Here is a 25,139-nt window from a genome sequence, read left to right on the forward strand (position 1 = left end):
AAGCCGCCACCCGGCTTTTTTATTACTTAAACCCAACTACCGGATGCTCTTTGTACGGCGTCTCCAGCTCGGCAATCTGCTCCGGCGTCAGAGTGATATCCACGGCGTTGATCAGCTCATCCAGTTGCTCTTCGCGCGAAGCGCCGATAATCGGCGCTGCCACTCCCCTTTTGCTCAGCACCCACGCCAGCGCCACCTGGGCGCGCGTCACTCCGAGATCCTCGGCAACACCCGTTAAACGCTCGGCGATCTGTGCGTTGTTGGCTTCGGTTTCGTCATACAGCGTCTTGCCAAACTCGTCGGACACCGAGCGGGCCGTGGTTTCGCCCCACGGACGGGTCAAACGCCCGCGCGCCAGCGGACTCCACGGGATCACCGCCACGCCGTGCTGGTAGCACAGGGGCAACATCTCGCGCTCTTCTTCGCGGTAGATCAGATTGTAGTGATCCTGCATGGTGACAAACGGCGCCCAGCCGTGTTGTTCCTGCAGCGCCAGCGCTTCGGCAAACTGGGCGGCATGCATCGATGAGGCGCCGATATAGCGCGCTTTGCCTGCTCTGACTACGTCGTTCAGCGCTTCCAGAGTCTCTTCAATCGGGGTGTTGTAATCCCAGCGGTGGATCTGCAGCAGATCGACATAATCCATATTCAGGCGACGCAGGCTGTCGTCAATGGAGCGCAGGATCTGCGCCCGGGAGAGACCTTCCGACAGATCCCCCGTCTGATGGTAAACCTTGGTGGCGACCACCACGTCCTCGCGGCGGGCAAATTCGCGTAGCGCCCGGCCGACGATCTCTTCGCTGCTGCCGTCGGAATAGCTGTTAGCGGTATCAAAGAAGTTAATGCCGCCTTCAAGGGCGTGTTTGATAATCGGACGGCTGCTCTCTTCCGGCAGCGTCCAGGCGTGCTTACCCCGGTCCGGTTCGCCAAAGGTCATACAGCCCAGGCAAAGACGGGAAACCTTAAGATCGGTTCTTCCTAATGTATTGTATTGCATGGTTCCACTCCTGCTGATTACTTAAAACGTACCGTTAAGCATAGCAGGAGCGGAAAGGGGAGGGATTATGCCAGCCAGGCGGCGATGCGCGCTTCGATACCAGCAGCATCCAGGCCGATTTCGGCGCGGGCTTCATCCTGGGTACCCTGCGGAATAAAGTGGTCCGGCAGGCCGAGGTTCAGCACCGGCACGACTTTGCGTTTCGCCATTAGCACTTCGTTCACGCCGCTGCCTGCGCCACCCATAATCGCATTCTCTTCGAGGGTGATCAGCGCTTCATGCTCTGATGCCATCTCCAGAATCAGCGCTTCATCGAGCGGTTTCACAAAACGCATATCTACCAGCGTCGCGTTCAGGGATTCCGCCACTTTTGCCGCTTCCGGCATCAGCGTACCGAAGTTGAGGATCGCCAGCTTTTCGCCACGACGTTTGACCACGCCTTTGCCAATCGGCAGTTTCGCCAGCGGCTCGAGGGTAACACCCACGGCGTTACCGCGCGGATAACGTACGGCGGTCGGGCCATCCTGATAGTGGTAACCGGTGAACAGCATCTGACGGCATTCGTTTTCGTCGCTCGGGGTCATGACCACCATATCCGGGATACAGCGCAGATAAGAGAGATCGAACGCCCCCTGGTGCGTCTGGCCGTCGGCGCCGACAATGCCCGCACGGTCAATGGCGAACAGCACCGGCAGTTTCTGGATCGCGACGTCGTGGATAACCTGGTCGTAGGCGCGTTGCAGGAAGGTGGAGTAGATCGCCACCACCGGCTTGTAGCCGCCAATCGCCAGGCCCGCAGCAAAGGTCACCGCATGTTGTTCGGCGATAGCGACATCAAAATACTGGGTCGGATACTTTCTGGAAAACTCGACCATGCCGGAGCCTTCACGCATCGCCGGGGTCACGGCCATCAGCTTGCTGTCTTTGGCGGCGGTTTCACACAGCCAGTCGCCGAAGATTTTTGAGTAGCTCGGCATGCCGCCGCTGCTTTTCGGCAGACAGCCGCTGGTTGGGTCGAACTTCGGTACCGCGTGGAAGGTGATCGGATCTTTTTCTGCCGGTCCGTAGCCACGACCTTTTTTGGTCATGATGTGCAGGAACTGCGGGCCTTTCAGATCGCGCATGTTTTTCAGCGTGCTGACCAGGCCCAGAACGTCGTGGCCATCTACCGGGCCGATGTAGTTAAAGCCCAGCTCTTCAAACAGCGTGCCGGGAACCACCATGCCTTTAATGTGCTCTTCGGTGCGACGCAACAGCTCTTTGATTGGCGGCACGCCGGAAAGCACTTTTTTGCCGCCTTCACGCAGGCTGGAGTACAGCTTGCCGGAGAGCAGATTTGCCAGGTGATTGTTCAGCGCCCCGACGTTTTCGGAAATCGACATCTCGTTGTCATTGAGGACCACCAGCATATCCGGCTTGATATCGCCCGCGTGGTTCATCGCCTCAAAGGCCATCCCGGCGGTGATTGCGCCATCGCCAATCACGCAGACGGTGCGGCGCTGTTTGCCCTCTTTGGCAGCCGCGACGGCTACCCCGATCCCGGCGGAAATCGAGGTGGAGGAGTGCCCAACGCTCAGCACGTCGTACTCGCTTTCGCCCCGCCACGGGAACGGATGCAGGCCGCCTTTCTGGCGAATCGTGCCAATTTTATCGCGACGGCCGGTGAGAATTTTGTGTGGATAAGCCTGATGACCCACGTCCCAGATCAGCTGATCGAACGGGGTGTTGTAGACATAATGCAGCGCCACGGTGAGCTCCACCGTGCCAAGCCCGGAGGCGAAATGGCCGCTGGAGCGGCTTACGCTGTCGAGCAGATAGCGACGCAGCTCGTCGCACAGCTTCGGCAGGCTCTCTTTCGGCAACAGACGTAACTCCTGGGTGGAGTCAACCAACGCCAGTGTCGGGTATTTGGCAATATCAAAACTCATCAGAGACTCATCGTGGTGTTTTCGTTATTTATCACGCTGGATTATATAGTCCGCTAGCGCTTCCAGTGCCGAGGTGTCCAGTGACTGCGCGGCCAGTTGTTCGAGCGACTGGCGGGCTTCAGCAATCAGGTCCCGGGCTTTTTGTTGGGCTTGCTCAAGGCCCAGAAGGGCGGGATAGGTACTTTTGCCAAGCTGCTGATCGGCACCCTGACGTTTACCCAATGTTGCAGTATCGCCCACGACATCCAGAATGTCATCCTGAACCTGGAAGGCTAAACCGATACTTTCGGCATAACGATCCAGAACGGGCAGGGCTTTACGTCCTCGCTCACCCGCGCTCAGCGCCCCCAGACGAACGGCTGCGCGGATCAGCGCCCCGGTCTTGTGACGGTGAATACGCTCCAGCTGTTCCAGATTAACCTGACGACCTTCCGCCTCCAGATCCAGCGCCTGACCGCCGCACATGCCCGCGACGCCGCTGGCCATCGCCAGCTCGGAAACCATCGCCAGACGGTCGCGATCCGCCACTTCAACCATAGGTGCATCGCTCAGAATCGAAAACGCCAGCGTTTGCAGGGCGTCGCCTGCCAGAATAGCGTTCGCTTCGCCAAACTTAATATGGCAGGTCGGCTGGCCGCGGCGCAGGTCGTCGTCGTCCATGGCCGGCAGATCGTCATGGATCAGCGAATAGGCGTGGATACATTCGACCGCAGCGGCCGGGGCATCCAGCGTATCAGCGCTGATACCGAACATCCCGCCGGTGGCATACACCAGAAAAGGACGCAGGCGTTTACCGCCTAACAGTGCGCCATAGTGCATGGCCTCAACCAGTGGAGTGTTCTGAAAAGGCTGGGGTTCTATAAAACGGCGCAGTGCGTCGTTAGCACGCTCGACGCACGCCTGAAGCTGGTTCGAAAAATCCATCTACTCGGCATCCGGGGTGAAGGGGGTTGTGGCAGCGTCTTCGTTATCGGAAAGCAGGATCTGCACGCGCTGTTCCGCCTGTTGCAGCTTAACCTGGCCCTGGCGCGCCAGCTGTACGCCGCGTTCGAATTCATTAAGCGCCTCTTCTAACGGCAGATCGCCGCTTTCCAGACGGGTAACGATTTGCTCCAGTTCACTCAGCGCAGTTTCGAAACTGGCAGGTGCATCGTTTTTCTTCGGCATAGTGAATATCTGACTCTCTGTTTTTTATCCCTGATATGGTATCGGACTCAGGGTAATTATCAAATAACGCGCAATGTGCACAGGAGGCGCGCGATGGTGGTATACTTGCGCGCCTGGATGCAGCCGCGGATGTGGGCTGCTTACTTTTCCATTACAAGCTTAAATGCTTGCCAAAGAAACATTGCCGCCATGAAGTTTATCATTAAATTGTTCCCTGAAATCACCATCAAAAGCCAATCTGTGCGTTTGCGCTTTATTAAAATTTTAACCGGGAACATTCGTAACGTTCTGAAGCATTACGACGAGACCCTCGCCGTCGTGCGTCACTGGGATCACGTCGAAGTCCGCGCTAAAGATGAAAACAAGCGCCTGGACATTCGTGATGCTTTAACCCGAATCCCCGGGATCCACCATATTCTGGAAGTGGAAGATGTCCCGTTCACTTCCCTGCACGACATTTTTGAACAGGCGCTGGCCCAGTATCGCGACCAGATCGAGGGCAAAACCTTCTGCGTGCGCGCCAAGCGTCGCGGTAAACATGAGTTTAGCTCCATTGAAGTAGAACGTTACGTCGGCGGTGGTCTGAACCAGCACGTTGAGTCCGCGCGCGTGCGTCTGACCAACCCGGAAGTGACCGTTAATCTGGAGATCGAAAACGACCGTCTGCTGCTGGTGAAAGGCCGCTACGAAGGGATCGGCGGTTTCCCGATTGGCACCCAGGAAGACGTGCTGTCGCTCATTTCCGGCGGTTTCGACTCCGGCGTTTCCAGCTATATGCTGATGCGTCGCGGCTGCCGCGTGCACTACTGCTTCTTTAACCTCGGCGGCGCTGCGCATGAAATTGGCGTGCGTCAGGTTGCGCACTACCTCTGGAACCGCTTCGGCAGCTCCCACCGCGTGCGTTTTGTTGCCATTAACTTCGAACCGGTGGTTGGTGAAATCCTCGAAAAAGTGGACGACGGTCAGATGGGCGTGGTGCTGAAGCGCATGATGGTGCGCGCGGCGTCGAAAGTGGCTGAGCGTTATGGCGTGCAGGCGCTGGTTACCGGCGAAGCGCTGGGTCAGGTTTCCAGCCAGACCCTGACCAACCTGCGTCTTATCGACAACGTATCCGACACGCTGATCTTGCGTCCGCTGATCTCTCACGATAAAGAGCACATCATCGACCTGGCGCGTGAAATCGGCACCGAAGACTTTGCCCGCACCATGCCGGAATACTGCGGCGTGATCTCTAAAAGCCCGACGGTTAAAGCGGTGAAGGCGAAGATCGAAGCGGAAGAGGAGAACTTCGATTTCTCCATTCTGGATAAAGTGGTGGAGGAAGCCTCTAACATTGATATCCGCGAAATCGCCCAGCAGACCGAGCAGGAAGTGGTCGAGGTAGAGACCGTTAACGGTTTCGGCCCGAATGACGTGCTGCTGGACATTCGCTCCGTCGATGAGCAGGACGCGAAGCCGTTTGAGCCGGAGGGTGTGGAAGTGGCCTCGCTGCCGTTCTACAAGCTGAGCACCAAATTTGGCGATCTCGACAAGAGCAAAACCTATCTGCTGTGGTGTGAGCGCGGGGTGATGAGCCGCCTGCAGGCGCTCTATCTGCGCGAGCAGGGTTTCACCAATGTGAAGGTGTATCGTCCGTAGTTGTTAAGCCGGGTGGCGGCTACGCCTTACCCGGCCTACATAAATCGCGTAGGCCCGGCAAGCGTAGCGCCGCCGGGCAATTCCTACGCTTCGTAATAGTTATAAATGCCTGCCGCCATCACCAGGGACGACGCGACTTCATACGCTTTTTTTCGCCCAACCAGCAGTTCGATAATCTTCAGCGCAAAATCAATCGACGTGCCCGGCCCCTGGCTGGTTAACAGGTTCACGCGCGGATCCCAGACCATACGTTTGTCCACCCACTGCTCTTCAGGGATTTTATCCTTGAGGGTCGGGAAACCGGTCATATTGCCGATGGGGAAGATGTTATGCGGCACCAGCACCGTGGCCGCTGCCGCGCAGATGGCCGCAACGATTCGCCCGGAATGGTGGAACTGCCTGACAGTCTCGACCAGCAGCGGGCTGTCGCGGAAACACTCCGCGCCTTTCAGGCCACCCGGCAGGACGATCGCGTCGTAATCACCGTCGGCGACCTCCACCAGCGGCGCATCTGCCACGATCTTCACCCCACGCGAGCAGGTAATAACCAGGTTGCCATCGCTGGCGACGCTCGCCGTCGTGACGCTAATCCCGGCGCGAACCAGCAGATCGATGGTGGTAACCGCTTCGGTCTCTTCGCTACCAGGGGCGAGGCATACCAGTGCCGACGCGCTCATACTCACTCTCCTTACGTTTAACCTGTTCATACAGATGGACATTTTCCGGCACGCTAATACCGTGCGCCCGGGCGCGTTTTAGCAGGTAGCCGGTGATATAGTCAATTTCGGTATGGCGCAGCGCGCGGATGTCCTGCAGCATTGAGGAGATATTATGCGCGGTGCTCTCAATGACCTCTTCAACGTAGTAGCGGATATCCTCTTCCGACGTGTGAATGCCTTCCCGTTCTACCACCGCAGCCACTTCGGCGCACAGCGTCGCCACTTCCTCTGGATGATTTTTCAGCTCGCCGTTCGGGCAGTTCAGCAGGGCGGTGAGCGGGTTGATCACACAATTTACCGCCAGCTTGCGCCACATCTGCGGACGAATGTTATCGTGCCAGGCGACATCCGGCAGCACCTGCTGGAAGCGATCCGCCAGATAACTGTAGTCGCCCTCCTGGGCTCTGGCAGGGCCGATGTGGGTCATACCGCTGGCGACATGAACAATCACGTTGCCATCACGGCGGGCAGCGTGGGTGGTGATCGCCATCAGTAGCGGCTGGGGTATGTGTCTGAGCTCTTCAATGGTGCCCATGCCGTTGTGCAGTAACATAATCGGTGAGGTGCGGGGGAGGGTGGTTGCCAGCGCCCGGACGGCATCGGAAACCTGCCAGGCTTTCAGGGTGACCAGCAGCAGATCGCTTTTCGCGAGAAAATCAGGATCGTTAGCGGTAAGAGATTCGTTAAAGATACTCCCGTCTTCTTCAATCAGGTTTACACTGCAATAGGGCTGTGGCACGCGCAGCCAGCCCTGTACTTCATGCCCATGTTTGCAAAGTGCGGTGAGCCAAAGTTGTCCCAATGCTCCGCATCCGAGCACGGTAATTTTCATCGTTCCTCCTCACCTGCAACTGCGCCAGGTGTTACAGCATTTAGTATAGCGTCGACAACTAAGCTTCTGTTGAGTTATGCCCCGTAGCGGGTATTATGCAACGCAACAAAAGTGAAGGGAGAAGAAAAGATGCCATCTTTCGATATTGTTTCCGAAGTTGATATCCAGGAAGTACGTAACGGCGTGGACAACGCCAGCCGCGAGGTTGAATCTCGCTTCGATTTTCGTGGCGTTGAGGCCTCATTTGAGCTGAACGACGCGAATAAGACCATTAAGATACTGAGCGAATCTGATTTCCAGGTAACGCAGCTGCTGGACATTCTGCGTGCCAAGCTGCTGAAGCGTGGTATCGAAGGGACCTCCCTTGACGTGCCGGAAACCTTCGTTCACAGCGGGAAAACCTGGTTTGTTGAAGCCAAACTGAAGCAGGGTATTGAGAGCGCGACGCAGAAGAAAATCGTTAAGCTCATCAAAGACAGCAAGCTGAAGGTACAGGCGCAAATCCAGGGCGAAGAGATCCGCGTTACCGGGAAATCCCGCGACGATCTGCAGGGCGTGATGGCGCTGGTGCGTGGCGGCAATCTCGGCCAGCCGTTCCAGTTCAAAAACTTCCGCGATTAAGAAAAAGCCCGGCAGAGCCGGGCTTTTTTTCAGGCTTTCAGCGCCTGCTCAACTTCGAAGCGGTTAGTTATTTTACTGTCGATTTTGACATACAAACTGCGCTCTTCCGGCACCAATAATACCTCACTGACACCCTCTTTTGCTTCAAGACGCTGTTTTAACCGATCGTCCACCTCAATGTCCTGCGGAATTTCCACCCGCAGACTGCTGACGTACCGCGGCTCTTTCATGGTACTGGCGACCAGTAACCAAAGCGTTGACAGCAGCGCACCCGCCAGGAAAACGGTCTGAGAATCAAACACTCCATCGACCCAGCCGCCCAGCGCTCCGCCGATAGCCACGCCGATAAACTGGCTGGTGGAGTAGATCCCCATTGCCGTGCCTTTATAGCCTGCCGGCGACTCTTTGCTGATCAGCGACGGCAGCAGGGCTTCCATCAGGTTGAAGGCCAGGAAGAAGAGTTGTACGCCGGCAACCAGCTCCCAGAAGTGCGGGCCTGAGCCCCACAATACGATTTCCGCAATCAACAACAGGGCGACGCAGGAAATGAAGACGCGCTTCATCCGGCGCTTCACTTCGGCATAGATAATAAATGGCACCACGGAGACAAACGAGATGAGCATGGTGACCAGGTAGATTTTCCAGTGCTCGGCCGCCGGGAAACCGGCCGCGGCGAGCTGGCCGGGCAGGGCGACAAAGGTGGACATCAGCAGAATATGCAGACACATGATGCCAAAGTTGAGCTTGAGCAGGCGCGGCTCAACCAGCACTTTGCTGAAGCAGCCTTTAACCATCCCCGATTCACGGTTCAGCACATGGTTTTTGCTGTCCGGCACCACCCAGATCGTCAGGGCGATACCGACGGTCGCCAGCACGGCGATCATCCAGAACAAAGCGTGGAGCCCAAGTGCATGGGTAACGATCGGCCCCAGCACCATCGCGATGGCAAAGGTCACGCCGAAGCTGACGCCAATAAAGGCCATCGCCTTGGTGCGGTTCTGTTCGCGGGTCAGATCGGAGAGTAGCGCCATCACGGCGGCGGCAATGGCGCCGGAGCCCTGCAACGCACGGCCGAGAATAATTCCCCAGATGGAGTGGGAGAGGGCGGCTATCACGCTACCGGCGACGAAGACCAGCAGCCCGCCGACGATTAACGGTTTGCGACCCACGCGATCGGAGAGCAGGCCGAAGGGGATCTGGAATATCGCCTGCGCCAGGCCGTAAATACCGATGGCAAGACCAATCAGCGCCTCGCTTGCTCCCTGTAACGCCATGCCGTATGTCGTCAGTACCGGCAGGACCATAAACATGCCGAGCATACGCAGCGAAAAAACCGTCCCCAAACCCCAGGTGGCACGAAGCTCGCCTGGCGTCATTTTATAATCGTTCATTACCACCTCTGTCTGAAAAGCGCGTCCAGTGTAGTCTGAGAGCGGTGTGGGGTAAACAGAGTGATGATAAACAATTATTTCTATAGTTAATGACTTGTGCGATTAAACATATAGTAGCGTTATGGTTGCTATCTAAGGCAGGTGAAAGTGCGGAATCTAATTATTCAGCAGAGATTTTTACAATAGAAATTGGATATATGAGTGAGAATTAATAAAACTACCAGTAATTATATAAGCCATTTGCAGGGTCAGGATAATTATAGAACTATCCCGACCCTGAACTTATTACGGTTTACGCGCTAGCGCTGACAAGGAAACTATTCCAGTCTGATGCCGCGTTATTTACGAAAGATGACCAGCTGTTACCTGCCGTTTGAACAAAAGCGCCCCAGTTATTTGAACCGCTATCTACGAAGGTTTGCCAGTTAGATTCGCCTGCGACGAACTTACCAAACGAAACAGTGCTGTCAATCACGAAGTTAGCAAAAGCCTCGCCTGAAGTCAGGGCGAAGGAGCCAAAGCCAAAGCCGGAGTTAACGGTAAAATTCAGGAAACCGCTTGCGGCGCCGATCAGATTAAAACCACCGGAGATATAATGCATTTCATTCATTGATAATTCTTTCATTCATATTTCCTTATTAAATGAAAATGGGTAAGTGAGAAAATTACTCACGGCCCAAGGTTACCATTCTGAAATGCAAATAAGACAGGGAAATTTACATTAAGTGGTTTACATGCTCTTTTTTTAACTTGATTAATATTTAATGGTGATTTTTGGTGGGATATTAATTTATTTTCAATATAAAATAAAAAAAACAGCCCGCGACCATAAGGTGGCGGGCTGTTGAGTCACTCAGTCTGACGACATCACCAGACGTAAGTCAGTAGATTACCAGAGTCAGGCACCATAAAATCGACGGACATCATTACCGAGAGGGAAGTGATAGCGACAATCGAGAACACAAACAGTTTGCGCGCCCAGACTTTATCGTCTTCCACTTTATAACCCCGCAGCGCCATACCGAGCCACCAGACGCTCACCGCGGCAGCAACCACCAGATATTTATATCCAGCGTAACCGCCCAGCGACAGCATCAGGGTAGCAACCGCAAACGCAATGATGTAGAGCGTGATATGGTTCTTGGCGACTGAGATGCCTTTCACCACCGGCAGAACCGGAATGTTCGCTGCCTGATAATCCTTGAAGCGGAAAATCGCAATGGCGTAGGAGTGCGGCATCTGCCACAGGCTAAAGATAGCCAGCAGGATGAGCGCACCGCTGTCGAACTCGTTGGTGACCGCGCAGTAGCCAATCACCGGCGGCGCAGCGCCGGAGAGAGAACCAATCAGCGTACCGTAGACGGAGTGACGCTTCATATACAGGCTGTAGACGCCCACATACACTACGAAACCCATCACCCCCAGCCAGCAGGCCAGAGGGTTGGCGCCGAACCACAGCAGCATAAAGCCAGCAATACCCAGCAAGGTGGCGTACACCAGCGAGACGGCAGGGGACATCAGGCCTTTTACCAGCACCCGATTCTTGGTCCTTTCCATCTTCCTGTCGATATCCATGTCGATGTAGTTGTTAAATACACAACCGGACGCAACAACCAGTGACACCCCAATCAGCGTGTAGATAAAGAGGGTGTAGTCGATGCTGCCTTTAGAAGCCAGCAGGAACCCTCCGATCACCGAAATCAGGTTGCCAAAGATGATGCCTGGTTTTGTTACTTGCAGGTATTGCTTAAACATACTCGCCGCTCTTAGTGAACCATCATGTTGTAGTTGAGGTTCCACATAATCCAGATGGATCCGACTACCAGGATTGCGATGATAATCACGGTAAAGATGAATGCTGTCATATTCCAGCCTTCATCAGACTTGGTGTTCATGTGCAGGAAGCAAACCAGATGCACCAGAATCTGCACTACCGCAGTAACCAGGACAGTGCCCAGGATCGCCGCGTGAGAAGCAGTACCGCTCATCACCATCCAGAACGGAATGACCGTCAGGATGATCGACAGGATAAAACCTGTCATGTAGGTTTTTACGCTGCCGTGGGAAGCGCCATGATCGTTAGAATGACTCATTACATCGCCCCCATCAGATACACAACAGAGAACACACAGATCCAGACCACATCCAGGAAGTGCCAGAACAGGCTCAGGCACATGATACGGGTGCGGTTAGTGCTGGTCAGGCCGCGACGGGATACCTGGAACATCAGTACCGCCATCCAGATCAGACCGGACGTTACGTGCAGACCGTGAGTGCCTACCAGCGCGAAGAACGCGGACAGGAAGCCACTGCGATCCGGGCCGAAGCCTTCTGCGATCAGGTGATGGAATTCATAGATTTCCATCCCGATAAATCCAGCACCGAACAACCAGGTCAACGCCAGCCAGGAAACAACCTGGCTCTTGTTGTTTTTGTACATGGCGATAGCCGCCATGCCGTAGGTGATGGAGCTGAACAGCAGCAGTGCGGTTTCAACCAGAACGAACGGCAGCTCGAAAATGTCCTTGCCGGTCGGGCCGCCCGCTGTGCCGTTCACCAGAACGGCATAGGTCGCGAACAGACAGCAGAACAGGATGCAGTCGCTCATCAGGTAGATCCAGAAGCCAAAGACTTTCATCGGCCCTGTATCGTGGTGCCCGTGATCATGCGCATGGGCGGTCGCGTGGGTTAAAGTATCAGTTGCCATTTTTCAGCCCCGCTTTAGCAATCTCGTCGAAATGCTGTTTTTCCAGAATTTCAACTTCACGGACTGGTACGTAGTAGTCCACGTCCTCATCAAAGCTCTTCACAATCCAGCTGATTACGATGCCAGCAAAACCGACGATCGCAAGCCACCAGATGTGCCAGATCATTGCGAAACCAAATACCGTAGCGAAGGCGGCGATAACAATGCCCGCACCGCTGTTTTTCGGCATGTGGATCTCTTCGTAATGCGCAGGCTGCTTATACGCTTCGCCTTTCTCTTTCATTTCCCAGAATGCATCACGCTCATGAATGTGCGGCACAACGGCAAAGTTATAGAACGGCGGTGGAGAAGAAGTTGCCCACTCCAGCGTACGGCCACCCCATGGGTCACCGGTCAGGTCACGGTTCTGATCGCGGTCGCGAATAGAGACGTAGAACTGAATCAGCTGAGACGCGATACCACAGGCAATCAGAACGGCGCCGCCCGCTGCAATCATCAGCATTGGGTGGAACTGCGGATCGATCTGCTGGCTCAGACGACGGGTCATACCCATGAAGCCCAGCACGTACAGCGGCATAAATGCCACGAAGAAGCCGATGATCCAGAACCAGAACGCGCGTTTACCCCAGGTTTCGTTCAGCGTGAAGCCGAACGCTTTTGGCCACCAGTAGGTTACGCCAGCGAAGCAGCCGAAGACGACGCCGCCGATGATAACGTTATGGAAGTGCGCAATCAGGAACAGGCTGTTGTGCAGAACGAAGTCAGCACCTGGAACAGCCAACAGTACGCCGGTCATCCCGCCTACGGAGAAGGTCACGATGAAGCCGATGGTCCACAGCATTGCTGAGTGGAACACAATACGGCCCTGGTACATGGTGAACAGCCAGTTGAAGATCTTAACCCCGGTCGGGATTGCGATAATCATGGTGGTGATACCGAAGAAGGCGTTTACGTTCGCGCCCGCACCCATGGTGAAGAAGTGGTGCAGCCAAACGATGAACGACAGGACGGTAATACACACGGTTGCCCACACCAGCGAGGTGTAACCAAACAGACGTTTACGCGAGAAGGTTGCTGCGATTTCGGAGAACACACCGAAGACCGGCAGAACCAGGATGTACACTTCCGGGTGACCCCATGCCCAAATCAGGTTGATGTACATCATCATGTTGCCACCCATATCATTCGTGAAGAAATGGGTGCCCAGGTAACGATCCAGGGTCAGCAGCGCGATGGTGACGGTCAGAATTGGGAACGACGCGATAATCAGGATGTTGGCGCACAGAGATGCCCAGGTAAATACCGGCATCTTGAACATGGTCATGCCAGGGGCACGCATCTTGATAATGGTCACGAAGAAGTTAATACCGGTCAGGGTAGTACCGACACCGGAGAGCTGCAGCGCCCAAATCCAGTAATCAACACCTACGCCAGGACTGTATTCAATTCCAGAAAGCGGCGGATAGGCCAGCCAACCGGTCTGCGCGAACTCACCGACGCCCAGAGACAGGTTAACCAGAATCACACCGACAACCGTGAACCAGAAGCTCAGGTTGTTCAGGAACGGGAACGCAACGTCACGCGCGCCGATCTGCAGCGGCACAACAACGTTCATCAGACCGATAACCAGCGGCATCGCTACGAAGAAGATCATAATCACGCCATGCGCGGTAAAGATCTGGTCGTAGTGGTGCGGCGGCAGGAAGCCTGCTTCGCCAGCGGAGGCAAGCGCCTGCTGGCTACGCATCATGATCGCATCCGCAAAGCCACGAATTAACATGACGATACCGACGATGCAGTACATGATACCGAGTTTTTTGTGGTCGACCGAAGTCAGCCACTCATTCCACAGGTAGCTCCACTTACCGAAGTAAGTGATCAGGCCAACTAAGGCCGCGCCACCAATGATAATTGCAGCAATCGTAACCATGATAATGGGTTCATGGTACGGCACTGAATCCAGTGTCAATTTTCCGAACATTTTCTTCCTCGGCCCCTTAGTGAGCGGTTTCCGCGTGGCTCATGTCCATGCCTTCCATACCTTCGTGCGCGCTGTGCTCGCCTTCAGGCTGGGTCACGTCCATGCTCATGCCATGTCCCATAAATTTGCCAATAACATCTTTGAACAAATTCGGTTTCACGTTAGAGAAGTACTCCACTTTGTTGTATTCGCTAGGCGTTGCCACTTTGTCGAACGCGGCCATGTCAGACATGGTGTTCGGGGACTGTTTCGCTTTAGCAACCCACTGGTCGAAAGCGGCACGGTCAGGCGTGGCAATGGCTTTGAACTTCATACCTGAGAAGCCCGGGCCACTGTAGCTGGCGGAGATACCGTCATAGGTGCCTGCTTCATTCGCGATCAGGTGCAGGTTAGTCTGCATACCGGCCATCGCGTAAATCTGGCTGCCCAGACGCGGGATAAAGAAGGAGTTCATCACGGAGTTAGAGGTGACTTTGAACTCTACCGGAGTGTTCGCCGGGAAGGCGATTTCATTCACGGTAGCAATGCCCTGTTCCGGATAGATGAAGAACCATTTCCAGTCCATGGAGACCACTTCGATGGTGATAGGTTTCTCATCGTGAACCAGCGGTTTGCTCGGCTCAAGCGCGTGAGTGGTTTTCCATGTCAGTACGGCCAGGAACAGGATGATCAGGATAGGCACCGTCCAGACCACAGCTTCCACTTTATTGGAGTGTGACCAGTTAGGGCTATACTTCGCATCTTTATTGCTCGCACGGTACTTCCACGCAAAACCAACAGCCATCAAAATGGCAGGAATAACGACGATCATCATCAGGCCGAAAGCCGTCAGAATCAGGGAACGTTGTTCCAGTCCAATCTGTCCTTTGGGGTCCAGAAGCGCAGAATCACAGCCACTGAGTAAAACAGTGCCTGCAATTAACGACAACCAGCCCAAACCTTTATTGTATTTCCTAAGTGTCATTTAACGACCTCAATTCCACGGGGACCTTGGTGGCGTTTAAAGTGTGGGGGCATTTTACGGGAAGGTTACATTACTGTAAACATGATTAGGCCTGTGTCAGGAACGTGTTACCGGGTTCTGCCGGATAAGTCACACATGTTGCAAAATATGACCATTTCCAGATGGGAGTCCCGCCGCACGCGGCTTATAACGAATCCAGCCCTGTCTGGGGGGCAAAAAGGGTAATTGGTATAACCATTGTGAAAAAGATACAAATAATTAACAATTAATTATCAATAAAAAGACAAACAAAAAACGGAAAATTAATCTTTCGTTTGCTGAATCGGTTAACGAAATTAGTGTTTATTACAGCTTCCAATAATTTCCGGAATTCTAAGACGCACAAAACAACAAATATTTTTTTAATCAGACAGATTTATTTGCCGTTATAATTTTGCAGGGTGATTACAACGGCAAATAACGTTTTTTATTTTAAGCCGCCTGGGTTTTTCGCATTGCCAGATAGTCGAGCAGCGCCCCGGTCACGATGCCGACCAGCGCCAACAACGCACCAACATCAAGCAACAGCAGGGCAAACGGCAGGTCGAGAGCGGTAGTGGCATTGACAATCAGCACGACCAGCCACAGCGCCAGCATCAGACAGCCCGCCAGCAATACGCGTAAGGCGAAGCGATAGGCCGACGGGTAGAGCGTCCTTTCCATAAAGTGTTCGGTCTGCTGGGTATATTCCAGCGAACGACGGCATATTAATAACAGGAGCAGCCCTGGAATAGCCGCAAACACAGAAAACAGATAGAACTCCGCCCAGCCATGCGCTTCAACAAACCAGCCCGCGATAGGGCCGACGTAGACCCGACCCACCGCAGAGAGCGCAGAGAGCAGGGCGAACTGCGTGGCAGAGAAGGATTTATTGCACAGGGTCATCAGCAGTGCGACAAAGGCGGCTGTCCCCATCCCGCCACACAGGTTTTCGAAGAACACCGCCGCCGCCATGCTGAGCATATGCTTATCGGTGATGGAGAGCAGCCAGTAACCTGCGTTGGATACTCCCTGAAGAATGCCGAATATCAGCAGGGCGCGGAACAGGCTTAAGCGCTGCATTAGTACGCCGCCGTACAGCGCGCCGATAATCGTGGCAATCAGCCCCAGGGTTTTGTTCACGACCCCCACCTCGCCGGCATCAAAGCCCACGCCGCGGATCAGGAAGGTCGTTGTCAGACTCATCGCAAACGCATCGCCAAGTTTATACAACACAATCAGCAGCAGAATGAGCCAGGCGTTGTTGCGGCCAAAGAAGTCGCGCAGCGGTTCAGCGACAGCCTGTTCCAGGGAGCGCGGAACGGGGATCACATCGCTCGGCTCCGGGGCAAGGAACGTGGCGATCATGCAGGGAATAAGCAGGGCGGCCATCAGCCAGTACATTCCCTGCCAGCCGAGGTATCTGTCTGCCAGCCACAGAGCCAGTCCGCCCGAGACCAGCATGCCCAGACGGTAGCCGAGCACGCTGATAGCGGCACCGGCTCCACGCTCTTCGGCTGAGAGCACGTCCGTTTTCCAGGCATCAAACACGATATCCTGCGATGCGGAACAGAAGGCGATGACCACCGCCAGCGCGGCCATCCAGCGAAGCTGTGACGCCGGTTCAAGGAAGCCCATGGCGGCAACCGCCAGCAGCAGCATCGCCTGGGTCATCAGCAGCCAGCCACGACGCCTGCCGAGGAAAGGCGGCGTGTAGCGGTCCATCATGGGTGACCACAGGAACTTAAACACATAGGCCTGGCCGACCAGAGAGAAAAAGCCGATGGTTTTAAGATCGATATTTTCGACGGTCATCCACGCCTGTAGCGTGCCGGAGGTCAGGGCAAGAGGTAAACCGGAGGCGAAACCAAGGATCAGCAGGATAGCTGATTTAGGCTGCTGGAAAATACGTAAATATTGACTGGACATGGGTTAAAACTGACCCGACCGGGAGTCGGGTCAGCGGGCAGACTTAACGTGCGTTCTGCTTGATGAACTCGTGAATGCTGGTGTCCTGCGCCATGTCGGCGATGGTGTCGGTCAGCACGCTGTTAACCGCGTTAGCAATGTTCTGGTTGGAAGCCTGGAAGGCACCTTCAACGGAGTAGCTTGCACGGTAGTTTTTGTTCATCTTATTGCCGTTCTTCGCGGTAGCGATGATGGCGATATCGGCTTTGGTGGCGATGTTATAGCGCACGTTGCCCTGAGAGACGTCTGCATACAGGTTGTTCACGATGATCTGCAGATCGACCGCGCCGCTTGGGCCAATCATATAACCGCGGGAGGTCATCTGCTTCTCAAGCACTTCCTGCAGCAGGAAACGCAGGTCGCGGGAAGCGGTCAGGGTGACCACCTGGTTGTCGCGGGTGACTTTCGCCAGCGCCTGATCGCGACGCTGATCCGCACCGTTGATGCTCACGGTCACGCCCATCAGGCTTGGATCCTGCTGCGGCAGAGTGATTTTTGGTGAAACATCAATGGTGGTTGGTGGAGTTGCGCAGCCCGCCAGCATAAACAGGGCGACTAAAGGGAAAAAGAGTTTTTTTAACATGTTCAGGCTCTCAAGGAATCGTAAGCATATATAGAAAAAAATTGCCGCCATCATAACATCGCCAACGGCAAGGGGAAGTGGTCAACGCATGTAAATTCATCGCCTTGTCTGAAAACTGACCACCTGAAACGCTTTTCCGTTATTCTGGCGACAAATCGACGCTTCCCTTATATGACTTCATACGGTTGAATGAGAAAATCAGACGAAAGCTAAATTTTTGTTGTCTTGTTGTTATGCAAGCGGTAAAAGCGGCTAACATTTAAAGGGATGGGTGACATCTCAGCGTTGTCGGAGGAGTAATTTCATGATGATACGTGAACAGATTGAAGATAAGTTAAGGGCGGCGTTTGAACCTGTGTTCCTTGAAGTCGTCGACGAAAGCTATCGTCATAACGTACCGGCAGGCTCTGAAAGCCACTTTAAGGTGGTGCTGGTCAGCGACCGTTTTGCTGGCGAGCGTTTTCTCAATCGTCACCGTATGATTTACGGAACCCTGACGGAGGAGCTCTCGACCACGGTCCACGCGCTGGCGTTACACACATATACGATCAAAGAGTGGAAGGGGTTACAGGATACGATTTTCGCGTCGCCGCCGTGCCGGGGAGCTGGGACGATCGCGTAATAAATCCTGTTTGCAACAACGGGAACTTTTCCAGTATGTTGCATAAAGAATACGTCAAAGCGGCCTGCGGGCCGTTTTGTTTTGTCCGGGTTTTGGGACGGTGGCGCGATTTTAAGGCTAAAAATAGCCTTAAATTGTGAAAAAAGCCGCAGCAACATGCGCCAACCGTTCTCGACTCACTAAAGTGATGCCGCTATAATGCCGCGTCTTAATGAATGTCTTCGGGATGATTCTGGCGACAGGGAATGTGAATCTGCTACAAGAGAGCATCCCGGTATTGCGAGGCAAATTCAGAGTTGACCGAGCACTGTGATTTTTTTGAGGTAACAAGATGCAAGTTTCAGTTGAAACCACTCAAGGCCTTGGCCGCCGTGTAACGATTACAATCGCTGCTGACAGCATCGAAAACGCTGTAAAAAGCGAGCTGGTCAACGTAGCGAAGAAAGTCCGTATTGACGGCTTCCGCAAGGGCAAAGTACCGATGAATGTCGTTGCTCAGCGTTATGGCGCTTCTGTTCGCCAGGACGTGCTGGGTGACCTGATGAGCCGCAACTTCGTTGACGCGATCATCAAAGAAAAAATCAACCCAGCCGGTTCCCCGACCTATGTTCCGGGCGAATACAAACTGGGCGAAGACTTCACCTACTCCGTCGAGTTCGAAGTTTATCCAGAAGTTGAGCTGAAAGGTCTGGACGCGATTGAAGTTGAAAAACCAATCGTTGAAGTGACTGAAGCTGACGTTGACGGCATGCTGGACACCCTGCGTAAGCAGCAGGCGACCTGGAAAGACAAAGACGGCGCTGCTGATGCAGAAGACCGTGTCACCATCGACTTCTCCGGCTCTGTAGACGGTGAAGAGTTCGAAGGCGGCAAAGCGTCTGACTTCGTACTGGCAATGGGCCAGGGTCGTATGATCCCAGGCTTTGAAGACGGTATCAAAGGCCACAGCGCTGGCGAAGAGTTCACCATCGACGTGACCTTCCCGGAAGAGTACCACGCTGAAAACCTGAAAGGTAAAGCGGCTAAGTTCGCGATTACCCTGAAGAAAGTTGAAGACCGCGAACTGCCAGAACTGACTGCAGATTTCATCAAACGTTTCGGTGTTGAAGATGGTTCTGTTGAAGGTCTGCGTGCGGAAGTGCGTAAAAACATGGAACGCGAGCTGAAAGGCGCCGTGCGTAACCGCGTTAAGTCTCAGGCGATCGAAGGTCTGGTTAAAGCTAACGAAATCGAGATCCCGTCTGCCCTGATCGACAGCGAAATCGACGTTCTGCGCCGTCAGGCTGCACAGCGTTTCGGTGGCAACGAGAAACAAGCTCTGGAACTGCCACGTGAGCTGTTCGAAGAGCAGGCTAAACGCCGCGTAGTTGTTGGCCTGCTGCTGGGCGAAGTGATTCGTACCCACGAGCTGAAAGCTGACGAAGAGCGCGTTAAAGGTCTGATCGAAGAGATGGCTTCTGCCTACGAAGATCCGTCAGAAGTTGTTGCTTTCTACGGCAGCAACAAAGAGCTGATGGAAAACATGCGTAACGTCGCACTGGAAGAGCAGGCTGTTGAAGCCGTTCTGGCCAAAGCGAAAGTGTCCGAAAAAGCCACTTCCTTCAACGAACTGATGAACCAGCAGGCGTAATTCTGCCCGCTTCGTTTAAAGTTTGAGCGAAAAACCCGTTGCCGTCTGGCGACGGGTTTTTTTTATCACAGTTATAAATCACGAAGCGTGATAAAACGCTTTTTCAGTGTTAGCGTTACACCAAAAGATTGTTATGCTTGAAATAGGGCTGAGCCGCCCCCATTAGTGGGGAAGTAGTATTAAAGAGACTGGCTGATAATCCGTCCGCAAGGTTACAATCAGTACAGCAGGTATTTTCATTTTTTATCCAGGAGACGGAAATGTCATACAGTGGCGAACGAGATAACTTTGCACCCCATATGGCGCTGGTGCCAATGGTCATTGAACAGACCTCTCGCGGTGAACGTTCTTTTGATATCTACTCCCGTCTGCTTAAAGAACGCGTTATCTTCATGACCGGCCAGGTGGAAGACCACATGGCGAACCTGATCGTAGCGCAGATGCTGTTTCTGGAAGCGGAAAACCCGGAAAAAGACATTTACCTGTACATCAACTCCCCGGGTGGCGTGATCACCGCCGGGATGTCCATTTACGACACCATGCAGTTCATCAAGCCTGATGTGAGCACCATTTGTATGGGCCAGGCAGCATCAATGGGCGCATTCCTGCTGACTGCAGGGGCGAAGGGCAAGCGTTTCTGCCTGCCGAACTCGCGCGTAATGATTCACCAGCCGCTGGGCGGGTACCAGGGCCAGGCCACAGATATTGAAATTCATGCCCGTGAAATTCTGAAAGTAAAAGGGCGCATGAATGAACTTATGGCTCACCACACGGGTCAATCACTTGAGCAGATCGAGCGCGATACCGAGCGCGATCGCTTCCTGTCCGCACCAGAGGCAGTTGAGTACGGCTTAGTCGACTCCATTTTGACCCATCGTAATTGATGCCCACGACGCGGGTGTGCCGCTATACTATGGTAGGGCGGCACTTTGCTTACGAGCAGCTTGCGTCTGAGAATGGCATTTGCGTCGTCATGTGCGGCACAAAGAACTTAAAAAGAGGTTTTGACTCATGACAGATAAACGCAAAGATGGATCGGGCAAACTGCTTTATTGCTCTTTTTGCGGCAAAAGCCAGCATGAAGTGCGCAAACTGATTGCCGGGCCATCCGTGTATATCTGCGACGAATGTGTCGACTTATGTAACGACATCATCCGCGAAGAGATTAAAGAAGTTGCACCGCACCGCGAGCGCAGCGCGTTACCGACCCCGCACGAGATCCGTCATCACCTTGACGACTACGTCATCGGTCAGGAACAGGCGAAGAAAGTGCTGGCAGTGGCGGTGTACAATCACTACAAACGTCTGCGTAACGGGGATAACAGCAACGGCGTTGAGCTGGGCAAAAGTAACATTTTGCTGATCGGCCCAACCGGTTCCGGTAAAACCCTGCTGGCAGAAACGCTGGCACGCCTGCTGGATGTTCCTTTCACCATGGCTGATGCCACCACCCTGACCGAAGCCGGTTACGTGGGTGAAGATGTGGAAAACATCATCCAGAAACTGCTGCAGAAGTGTGATTACGATGTGCAGAAAGCACAGCGCGGTATCGTGTATATCGATGAGATCGACAAAATCTCACGTAAATCCGATAACCCGTCGATCACCCGTGACGTTTCCGGTGAAGGTGTGCAGCAGGCATTGCTGAAGCTGATCGAAGGGACGGTTGCCGCTGTTCCACCACAGGGTGGTCGTAAGCATCCTCAGCAGGAGTTCCTGCAGGTTGATACCTCCAAAATCCTGTTTATCTGTGGCGGCGCGTTTGCCGGTCTGGATAAAGTCATCGCTAACCGTGTTGAAACCGGCTCGGGTATTGGCTTTGGCGCTACGGTGAAAGCTAAGTCTGAAAAAGCGAAAGAAGGTGAGCTGCTGATGCAGGTTGAGCCAGAAGATCTGATCAAGTTTGGTCTGATCCCTGAGTTCATTGGTCGTCTGCCGGTTGTGGCCACGCTGACTGAACTGAGCGAAGATGCGCTGATTCAGATCCTGAAAGAGCCGAAAAACGCCCTGACCAAACAGTACCAGGCGTTGTTCAATCTGGAAGGCGTTGAGCTGGAATTCCGTGATGAAGCGCTGGATGCGATTGCCAAGAAAGCAATGGCACGTAAAACCGGTGCGCGTGGCCTGCGTTCTATCGTTGAAGCAGCCCTGCTCGATACCATGTACGACCTTCCTTCAATGGAAGAGGTCGAAAAAGTGGTTATCGATGAGTCCGTCATTGCTGGCCAAACCAAGCCGCTGCTGATTTACAGCACGCCGGAAGCGCAGCAGGCATCTGGCGAATAATTCATCAGATCATACAAGCAGTTAATCAAAAAGGGGGGATTTAATCCCCCCTTTTATTTTTCCGTAAACATGGCGTTGAATGTGTGGGAAACATCCCCATATACTGGATTACATGTTAATGGTTATGTGAAGCACAGTCTCATGACCAGCTTACCTGGCGGACACTAAACTAAGAGAGAGCTCTATGAATCCTGAGCGTTCTGAACGCATTGAAATCCCCGTATTGCCGTTGCGCGATGTGGTGGTTTATCCGCACATGGTCATACCCTTATTTGTAGGGCGGGAAAAATCTATCCGTTGCCTTGAAGCCGCCATGGATCATGATAAAAAAATCATGCTGGTTGCGCAGAAAGAAGCATCAACGGATGAGCCGGGTGTAAACGATCTTTTCACCGTCGGGACCGTGGCCTCTATTTTACAAATGCTGAAGCTGCCTGACGGCACCGTGAAGGTGCTGGTTGAGGGGCTGCAGCGTGCGCGTATTACCACGCTGTCGGATGATGGCGAACACTTTGCAGCAAAAGCGGAATACCTCGACTCGCCTCAGCTTGATGAGCGTGAGCAGGAGGTGCTGGTACGCACCGCGATCAGTCAGTTTGAAGGCTACATCAAGCTGAACAAAAAAATCCCACCAGAAGTGCTGACGTCGCTGAACAGCATCGACGATCCTGCGCGTCTGGCAGACACTATCGCAGCGCACATGCCGCTGAAGCTGGCTGACAAACAGTCCGTGCTGGAGATGTCCGACGTTAACGAGCGTCTGGAATATCTGATGGCGATGATGGAGTCTGAAATCGATCTGCTACAGGTTGAGAAACGCATTCGCAACCGCGTTAAAAAGCAGATGGAAAAATCTCAGCGCGAGTACTATCTGAACGAGCAGATGAAGGCCATTCAGAAAGAGCTCGGCGAGATGGACGACGCGCCGGACGAAAACGAAGCGCTGAAGCGTAAGATCGACGCGGCAAAAATGCCGAAAGAGGCGAAAGAGAAAGCGGAAGCCGAGCTGCAGAAGCTGAAAATGATGTCTCCGATGTCGGCTGAAGCGACCGTCGTGCGCGGCTATATCGAGTGGATGGTGCAGGTTCCGTGGAACGCCCGCAGCAAGGTCAAAAAAGATCTGCGTCAGGCTCAGGAGATCCTGGATACCGACCACTACGGTCTGGAACGTGTGAAAGACCGCATCCTTGAGTATCTCGCGGTTCAGAGCCGTGTTAATAAGCTCAAGGGCCCAATTCTGTGCCTGGTAGGGCCGCCGGGGGTGGGTAAAACCTCTCTGGGACAGTCCATTGCTAAAGCCACCGGACGTAAATACATCCGTATGGCGCTGGGCGGCGTGCGTGACGAAGCGGAAATTCGCGGTCACCGTCGGACCTACATCGGTTCCATGCCGGGCAAACTGATCCAGAAAATGGCGAAAGTGGGCGTTAAAAACCCGCTGTTCCTGCTGGATGAGATCGACAAAATGTCGTCCGATATGCGCGGCGATCCGGCTTCTGCCCTGCTTGAAGTGCTGGATCCAGAGCAGAACGTGGCGTTCAGCGATCACTACCTGGAAGTGGACTACGATCTGAGCGATGTGATGTTCGTGGCGACCTCTAACTCCATGAACATCCCGGCACCGCTGCTGGATCGTATGGAAGTGATCCGTCTTTCTGGCTATACCGAAGACGAAAAACTGAACATCGCCCGTCGTCACCTGCTGTCGAAGCAGATTGAACGTAACGCACTGAAAGAGAGCGAACTGACCGTCGATGACAGCGCGATTATCGGCATCATTCGTTACTACACCCGTGAAGCGGGCGTGCGTAGCCTGGAGCGTGAAATCTCCAAGCTGTGTCGTAAAGCGGTGAAACAGCTGCTGCTCGACAAGACGTTGAAGCATATTGTGATCAATGGCGACAACCTGCACGAGTACCTCGGTGTTCAGCGCTACGACTATGGTCGTGCGGACAGCGAAAACCGCGTAGGCCAGGTGACCGGTCTGGCGTGGACGGAAGTGGGCGGCGATCTGCTGACCATTGAAACCGCCTGCGTACCGGGTAAAGGCAAGCTGACCTACACCGGCTCGCTGGGTGAGGTGATGCAGGAGTCCATTCAGGCTGCGCTGACCGTGGTGCGCGCGCGTGCGGAAAAACTGGGTATTAATCCGGACTTTTACGAAAAACGCGACATTCACGTTCACGTGCCAGAAGGGGCGACGCCGAAAGATGGCCCAAGCGCGGGTATTGCGATGTGTACCGCCCTGGTGTCTTGCCTGACCGGTAACCCGGTGCGTGCCGATGTAGCCATGACCGGTGAAATCACCCTGCGTGGTCAGGTATTGCCGATTGGCGGCTTGAAAGAAAAACTGCTGGCAGCCCACCGCGGTGGCATTAAAACGGTCCTCATCCCGCATGAGAACAAGCGCGATCTGGAAGAGATTCCGGACAACGTTATCGCCGATCTGGAGATCCATCCGGTGAAACGTATTGAGGAAGTTCTGACACTTGCACTGCAGAATGAGCCTTCAGGAATGCAGGTTGTGACCGCAAAATAGTGACCTCGCGCAAAGAGCGTCAATAAAAACAAGGCTGGTGAGCTATTTCGGGCTTGCCAGCCTTTTTTTGTATAGCTAATTTAGATTGCTGATTGGGCCAGCCATCAACAACGGGTGTTGTAAGGTCATGGCAGGCCTGATATAACTGCTGCGCGGTCGCGTTGTGAAGGATTCAGACGCGATATAAATTATAAAGAGAGGAAGAGAAGAGTGAATAAATCTCAACTGATTGACAAAATTGCTGCGGGTGCTGATATCTCCAAAGCTGCGGCTGGACGTGCGTTAGATGCTTTGATTGCTTCTGTTACCGAATCTCTGCAGGCTGGGGACGACGTAGCGCTGGTAGGTTTTGGTACTTTTGCTGTTAAAGAGCGTGCTGCCCGTACTGGCCGCAACCCTCAGACCGGTAAAGAGATCACCATCGCTGCTGCTAAAGTTCCGGGCTTCCGTGCCGGCAAAGCGCTGAAAGACGCGGTAAACTGATCGCTTTCTTACTTCAGGGAAGTTGAAAAGTACAAGGGCGCATCATTTGATGTGCCTTTTTTGTT

Annotated in this window: 23 protein-coding genes; 8 read left to right on the top strand and 15 right to left on the bottom strand. The window is 53.9% G+C overall.

Features of this window, described 5'->3' with window-relative positions:
• Window positions 1–22: 22 nt before the first annotated feature.
• The 4 genes from FHN83_RS16755 to xseB all read right to left on the bottom strand — a co-directional run bounded on the left by FHN83_RS16755 (window position 23) and on the right by xseB (window position 4,092).
• Window positions 23–997 (bottom strand): aldo/keto reductase, encoded by a 975-nt coding sequence (locus FHN83_RS16755; protein WP_139564429.1) that lies wholly within the window; start codon window positions 995–997, stop codon window positions 23–25.
• A 65-nt stretch (window positions 998–1,062) separates the two neighbouring features.
• Complete coding sequence (gene dxs / locus FHN83_RS16760; RefSeq protein WP_139564430.1) at window positions 1,063–2,925, bottom strand: 1-deoxy-D-xylulose-5-phosphate synthase; 1,863 nt, start codon at window positions 2,923–2,925, stop codon at window positions 1,063–1,065.
• Between the two features lie 24 nt (window positions 2,926–2,949).
• Window positions 2,950–3,849, bottom strand: a complete 900-nt coding sequence (ispA, locus tag FHN83_RS16765; RefSeq protein ID WP_039032366.1) for a (2E,6E)-farnesyl diphosphate synthase — start codon at window positions 3,847–3,849, stop codon at window positions 2,950–2,952.
• Window positions 3,850–4,092: an exodeoxyribonuclease VII small subunit gene (gene xseB / locus FHN83_RS16770; protein ID WP_032616819.1), complete on the bottom strand. Its 243-nt coding sequence runs from the start codon at window positions 4,090–4,092 to the stop codon at window positions 3,850–3,852.
• 189 nt (window positions 4,093–4,281) lie between these two features.
• Between xseB and thiI the strand changes: the two genes are divergently transcribed.
• On the top strand, window positions 4,282–5,730 hold the full coding sequence (gene thiI / locus FHN83_RS16775) for a tRNA uracil 4-sulfurtransferase ThiI (protein ID WP_039032429.1): 1,449 nt from the start codon (window positions 4,282–4,284) through the stop codon (window positions 5,728–5,730).
• Between the two features lie 83 nt (window positions 5,731–5,813).
• On the opposite strand, the gene yajL is transcribed toward thiI, so the two are convergent.
• Together yajL and panE are read right to left on the bottom strand one after the other, a co-directional pair.
• Window positions 5,814–6,407, bottom strand: coding sequence for a protein deglycase YajL (gene yajL, locus FHN83_RS16780; protein WP_139564431.1), 594 nt, complete (start codon window positions 6,405–6,407; stop codon window positions 5,814–5,816).
• Window positions 6,370–7,281, bottom strand: a complete 912-nt coding sequence (gene panE / locus FHN83_RS16785) for a 2-dehydropantoate 2-reductase (protein ID WP_039032368.1) — start codon at window positions 7,279–7,281, stop codon at window positions 6,370–6,372. The genes yajL and panE overlap by 38 nt, the downstream gene beginning before the upstream one ends.
• Before the next feature lie 129 nt (window positions 7,282–7,410).
• On the opposite strand from panE, the gene FHN83_RS16790 reads away from it, so the two are divergent.
• Complete coding sequence (locus FHN83_RS16790; RefSeq protein ID WP_039032369.1) at window positions 7,411–7,902, top strand: YajQ family cyclic di-GMP-binding protein; 492 nt, start codon at window positions 7,411–7,413, stop codon at window positions 7,900–7,902.
• 29 nt (window positions 7,903–7,931) lie between these two features.
• Here the strand turns inward: FHN83_RS16790 and FHN83_RS16795 are convergent, their stop codons facing one another.
• From FHN83_RS16795 to FHN83_RS16835, 9 genes are all read right to left on the bottom strand, one after another.
• Window positions 7,932–9,293 (bottom strand): MFS transporter, encoded by a 1,362-nt coding sequence (locus tag FHN83_RS16795; protein WP_139564432.1) that lies wholly within the window; start codon window positions 9,291–9,293, stop codon window positions 7,932–7,934.
• Window positions 9,294–9,585: 292 nt separating this feature from the next.
• A complete protein-coding gene (locus FHN83_RS16800; RefSeq protein ID WP_039032371.1) occupies window positions 9,586–9,918 on the bottom strand; it encodes a hypothetical protein in 333 nt (110 codons plus the stop codon).
• A 242-nt stretch (window positions 9,919–10,160) separates the two neighbouring features.
• Window positions 10,161–11,048, bottom strand: a complete 888-nt coding sequence (gene cyoE, locus FHN83_RS16805; protein WP_039032372.1) for a heme o synthase — start codon at window positions 11,046–11,048, stop codon at window positions 10,161–10,163.
• A gap of 11 nt (window positions 11,049–11,059) precedes the next feature.
• Entirely contained in the window at window positions 11,060–11,386 is a 327-nt protein-coding gene (locus FHN83_RS16810; RefSeq protein WP_032616827.1) for a cytochrome o ubiquinol oxidase subunit IV, read from the bottom strand.
• Window positions 11,386–12,000 carry a cytochrome o ubiquinol oxidase subunit III gene (locus FHN83_RS16815; RefSeq protein WP_138370623.1) on the bottom strand — a complete coding sequence of 205 codons (615 nt, stop codon included), beginning with the start codon at window positions 11,998–12,000 and terminating at the stop codon, window positions 11,386–11,388. Before FHN83_RS16815 ends, FHN83_RS16810 begins: the two co-directional genes overlap by 1 nt.
• Window positions 11,990–13,981, bottom strand: coding sequence for a cytochrome o ubiquinol oxidase subunit I (cyoB, locus tag FHN83_RS16820; protein WP_039032374.1), 1,992 nt, complete (start codon window positions 13,979–13,981; stop codon window positions 11,990–11,992). Before cyoB ends, FHN83_RS16815 begins: the two co-directional genes overlap by 11 nt.
• A 16-nt stretch (window positions 13,982–13,997) precedes the next feature.
• On the bottom strand, window positions 13,998–14,945 hold the full coding sequence (gene cyoA / locus FHN83_RS16825; protein WP_039032375.1) for a cytochrome o ubiquinol oxidase subunit II: 948 nt from the start codon (window positions 14,943–14,945) through the stop codon (window positions 13,998–14,000).
• Window positions 14,946–15,416: 471 nt separating this feature from the next.
• On the bottom strand, window positions 15,417–16,892 hold the full coding sequence (gene ampG, locus FHN83_RS16830; protein ID WP_139564433.1) for a muropeptide MFS transporter AmpG: 1,476 nt from the start codon (window positions 16,890–16,892) through the stop codon (window positions 15,417–15,419).
• A 43-nt stretch (window positions 16,893–16,935) separates the two neighbouring features.
• Window positions 16,936–17,514 (bottom strand): lipoprotein, encoded by a 579-nt coding sequence (locus FHN83_RS16835; RefSeq protein WP_039032377.1) that lies wholly within the window; start codon window positions 17,512–17,514, stop codon window positions 16,936–16,938.
• Between the two features lie 304 nt (window positions 17,515–17,818).
• Here FHN83_RS16835 and bolA point away from each other — a divergent pair, with 304 nt between their 5' ends.
• From bolA to hupB, 6 genes are all read left to right on the top strand, one after another.
• Window positions 17,819–18,136, top strand: a complete 318-nt coding sequence (gene bolA, locus FHN83_RS16840; protein ID WP_039032378.1) for a transcriptional regulator BolA — start codon at window positions 17,819–17,821, stop codon at window positions 18,134–18,136.
• Window positions 18,137–18,467: 331 nt separating this feature from the next.
• Window positions 18,468–19,766: a trigger factor gene (gene tig / locus FHN83_RS16845; RefSeq protein WP_039032379.1), complete on the top strand. Its 1,299-nt coding sequence runs from the start codon at window positions 18,468–18,470 to the stop codon at window positions 19,764–19,766.
• A gap of 260 nt (window positions 19,767–20,026) precedes the next feature.
• Window positions 20,027–20,650 (top strand): ATP-dependent Clp endopeptidase proteolytic subunit ClpP, encoded by a 624-nt coding sequence (gene clpP / locus FHN83_RS16850; RefSeq protein WP_032616835.1) that lies wholly within the window; start codon window positions 20,027–20,029, stop codon window positions 20,648–20,650.
• Window positions 20,651–20,777: 127 nt separating this feature from the next.
• On the top strand, window positions 20,778–22,052 hold the full coding sequence (gene clpX, locus FHN83_RS16855; RefSeq protein ID WP_139564434.1) for an ATP-dependent protease ATP-binding subunit ClpX: 1,275 nt from the start codon (window positions 20,778–20,780) through the stop codon (window positions 22,050–22,052).
• Between the two features lie 184 nt (window positions 22,053–22,236).
• On the top strand, window positions 22,237–24,591 hold the full coding sequence (lon, locus tag FHN83_RS16860) for an endopeptidase La (protein ID WP_039032381.1): 2,355 nt from the start codon (window positions 22,237–22,239) through the stop codon (window positions 24,589–24,591).
• Window positions 24,592–24,801: 210 nt separating this feature from the next.
• Window positions 24,802–25,074, top strand: a complete 273-nt coding sequence (gene hupB / locus FHN83_RS16865) for a nucleoid-associated protein HU-beta (RefSeq protein ID WP_002444653.1) — start codon at window positions 24,802–24,804, stop codon at window positions 25,072–25,074.
• Window positions 25,075–25,139: the final 65 nt, after the last annotated feature.

The sequence above is a fragment of the Leclercia adecarboxylata genome, from assembly GCF_006171285.1.
In the GTDB taxonomy this organism is placed as follows: domain Bacteria; phylum Pseudomonadota; class Gammaproteobacteria; order Enterobacterales; family Enterobacteriaceae; genus Enterobacter; species Enterobacter barmai.

Excerpts from the sequence above, each read along its gene's own strand:
- FHN83_RS16755 (WP_139564429.1), bottom strand. The coding sequence starts at position 997 with ATGCAATACAATACATTAGGAAGAACCGATCTTAAGGTTTCCCGTCTT.
- dxs (WP_139564430.1), bottom strand. The coding sequence starts at position 2,925 with ATGAGTTTTGATATTGCCAAATACCCGACACTGGCGTTGGTTGACTCC.
- ispA (WP_039032366.1), bottom strand. The coding sequence starts at position 3,849 with ATGGATTTTTCGAACCAGCTTCAGGCGTGCGTCGAGCGTGCTAACGAC.
- xseB (WP_032616819.1), bottom strand. The coding sequence starts at position 4,092 with ATGCCGAAGAAAAACGATGCACCTGCCAGTTTCGAAACTGCGCTGAGT.
- thiI (WP_039032429.1), top strand. The coding sequence starts at position 4,282 with ATGAAGTTTATCATTAAATTGTTCCCTGAAATCACCATCAAAAGCCAA.
- yajL (WP_139564431.1), bottom strand. The coding sequence starts at position 6,407 with ATGAGCGCGTCGGCACTGGTATGCCTCGCCCCTGGTAGCGAAGAGACC.
- panE (WP_039032368.1), bottom strand. The coding sequence starts at position 7,281 with ATGAAAATTACCGTGCTCGGATGCGGAGCATTGGGACAACTTTGGCTC.
- FHN83_RS16790 (WP_039032369.1), top strand. The coding sequence starts at position 7,411 with ATGCCATCTTTCGATATTGTTTCCGAAGTTGATATCCAGGAAGTACGT.
- FHN83_RS16795 (WP_139564432.1), bottom strand. The coding sequence starts at position 9,293 with ATGAACGATTATAAAATGACGCCAGGCGAGCTTCGTGCCACCTGGGGT.
- FHN83_RS16800 (WP_039032371.1), bottom strand. The coding sequence starts at position 9,918 with ATGAAAGAATTATCAATGAATGAAATGCATTATATCTCCGGTGGTTTT.
- cyoE (WP_039032372.1), bottom strand. The coding sequence starts at position 11,048 with ATGTTTAAGCAATACCTGCAAGTAACAAAACCAGGCATCATCTTTGGC.
- FHN83_RS16810 (WP_032616827.1), bottom strand. The coding sequence starts at position 11,386 with ATGAGTCATTCTAACGATCATGGCGCTTCCCACGGCAGCGTAAAAACC.
- FHN83_RS16815 (WP_138370623.1), bottom strand. The coding sequence starts at position 12,000 with ATGGCAACTGATACTTTAACCCACGCGACCGCCCATGCGCATGATCAC.
- cyoB (WP_039032374.1), bottom strand. The coding sequence starts at position 13,981 with ATGTTCGGAAAATTGACACTGGATTCAGTGCCGTACCATGAACCCATT.
- cyoA (WP_039032375.1), bottom strand. The coding sequence starts at position 14,945 with ATGACACTTAGGAAATACAATAAAGGTTTGGGCTGGTTGTCGTTAATT.
- ampG (WP_139564433.1), bottom strand. The coding sequence starts at position 16,892 with ATGTCCAGTCAATATTTACGTATTTTCCAGCAGCCTAAATCAGCTATC.
- FHN83_RS16835 (WP_039032377.1), bottom strand. The coding sequence starts at position 17,514 with ATGTTAAAAAAACTCTTTTTCCCTTTAGTCGCCCTGTTTATGCTGGCG.
- bolA (WP_039032378.1), top strand. The coding sequence starts at position 17,819 with ATGATGATACGTGAACAGATTGAAGATAAGTTAAGGGCGGCGTTTGAA.
- tig (WP_039032379.1), top strand. The coding sequence starts at position 18,468 with ATGCAAGTTTCAGTTGAAACCACTCAAGGCCTTGGCCGCCGTGTAACG.
- clpP (WP_032616835.1), top strand. The coding sequence starts at position 20,027 with ATGTCATACAGTGGCGAACGAGATAACTTTGCACCCCATATGGCGCTG.
- clpX (WP_139564434.1), top strand. The coding sequence starts at position 20,778 with ATGACAGATAAACGCAAAGATGGATCGGGCAAACTGCTTTATTGCTCT.
- lon (WP_039032381.1), top strand. The coding sequence starts at position 22,237 with ATGAATCCTGAGCGTTCTGAACGCATTGAAATCCCCGTATTGCCGTTG.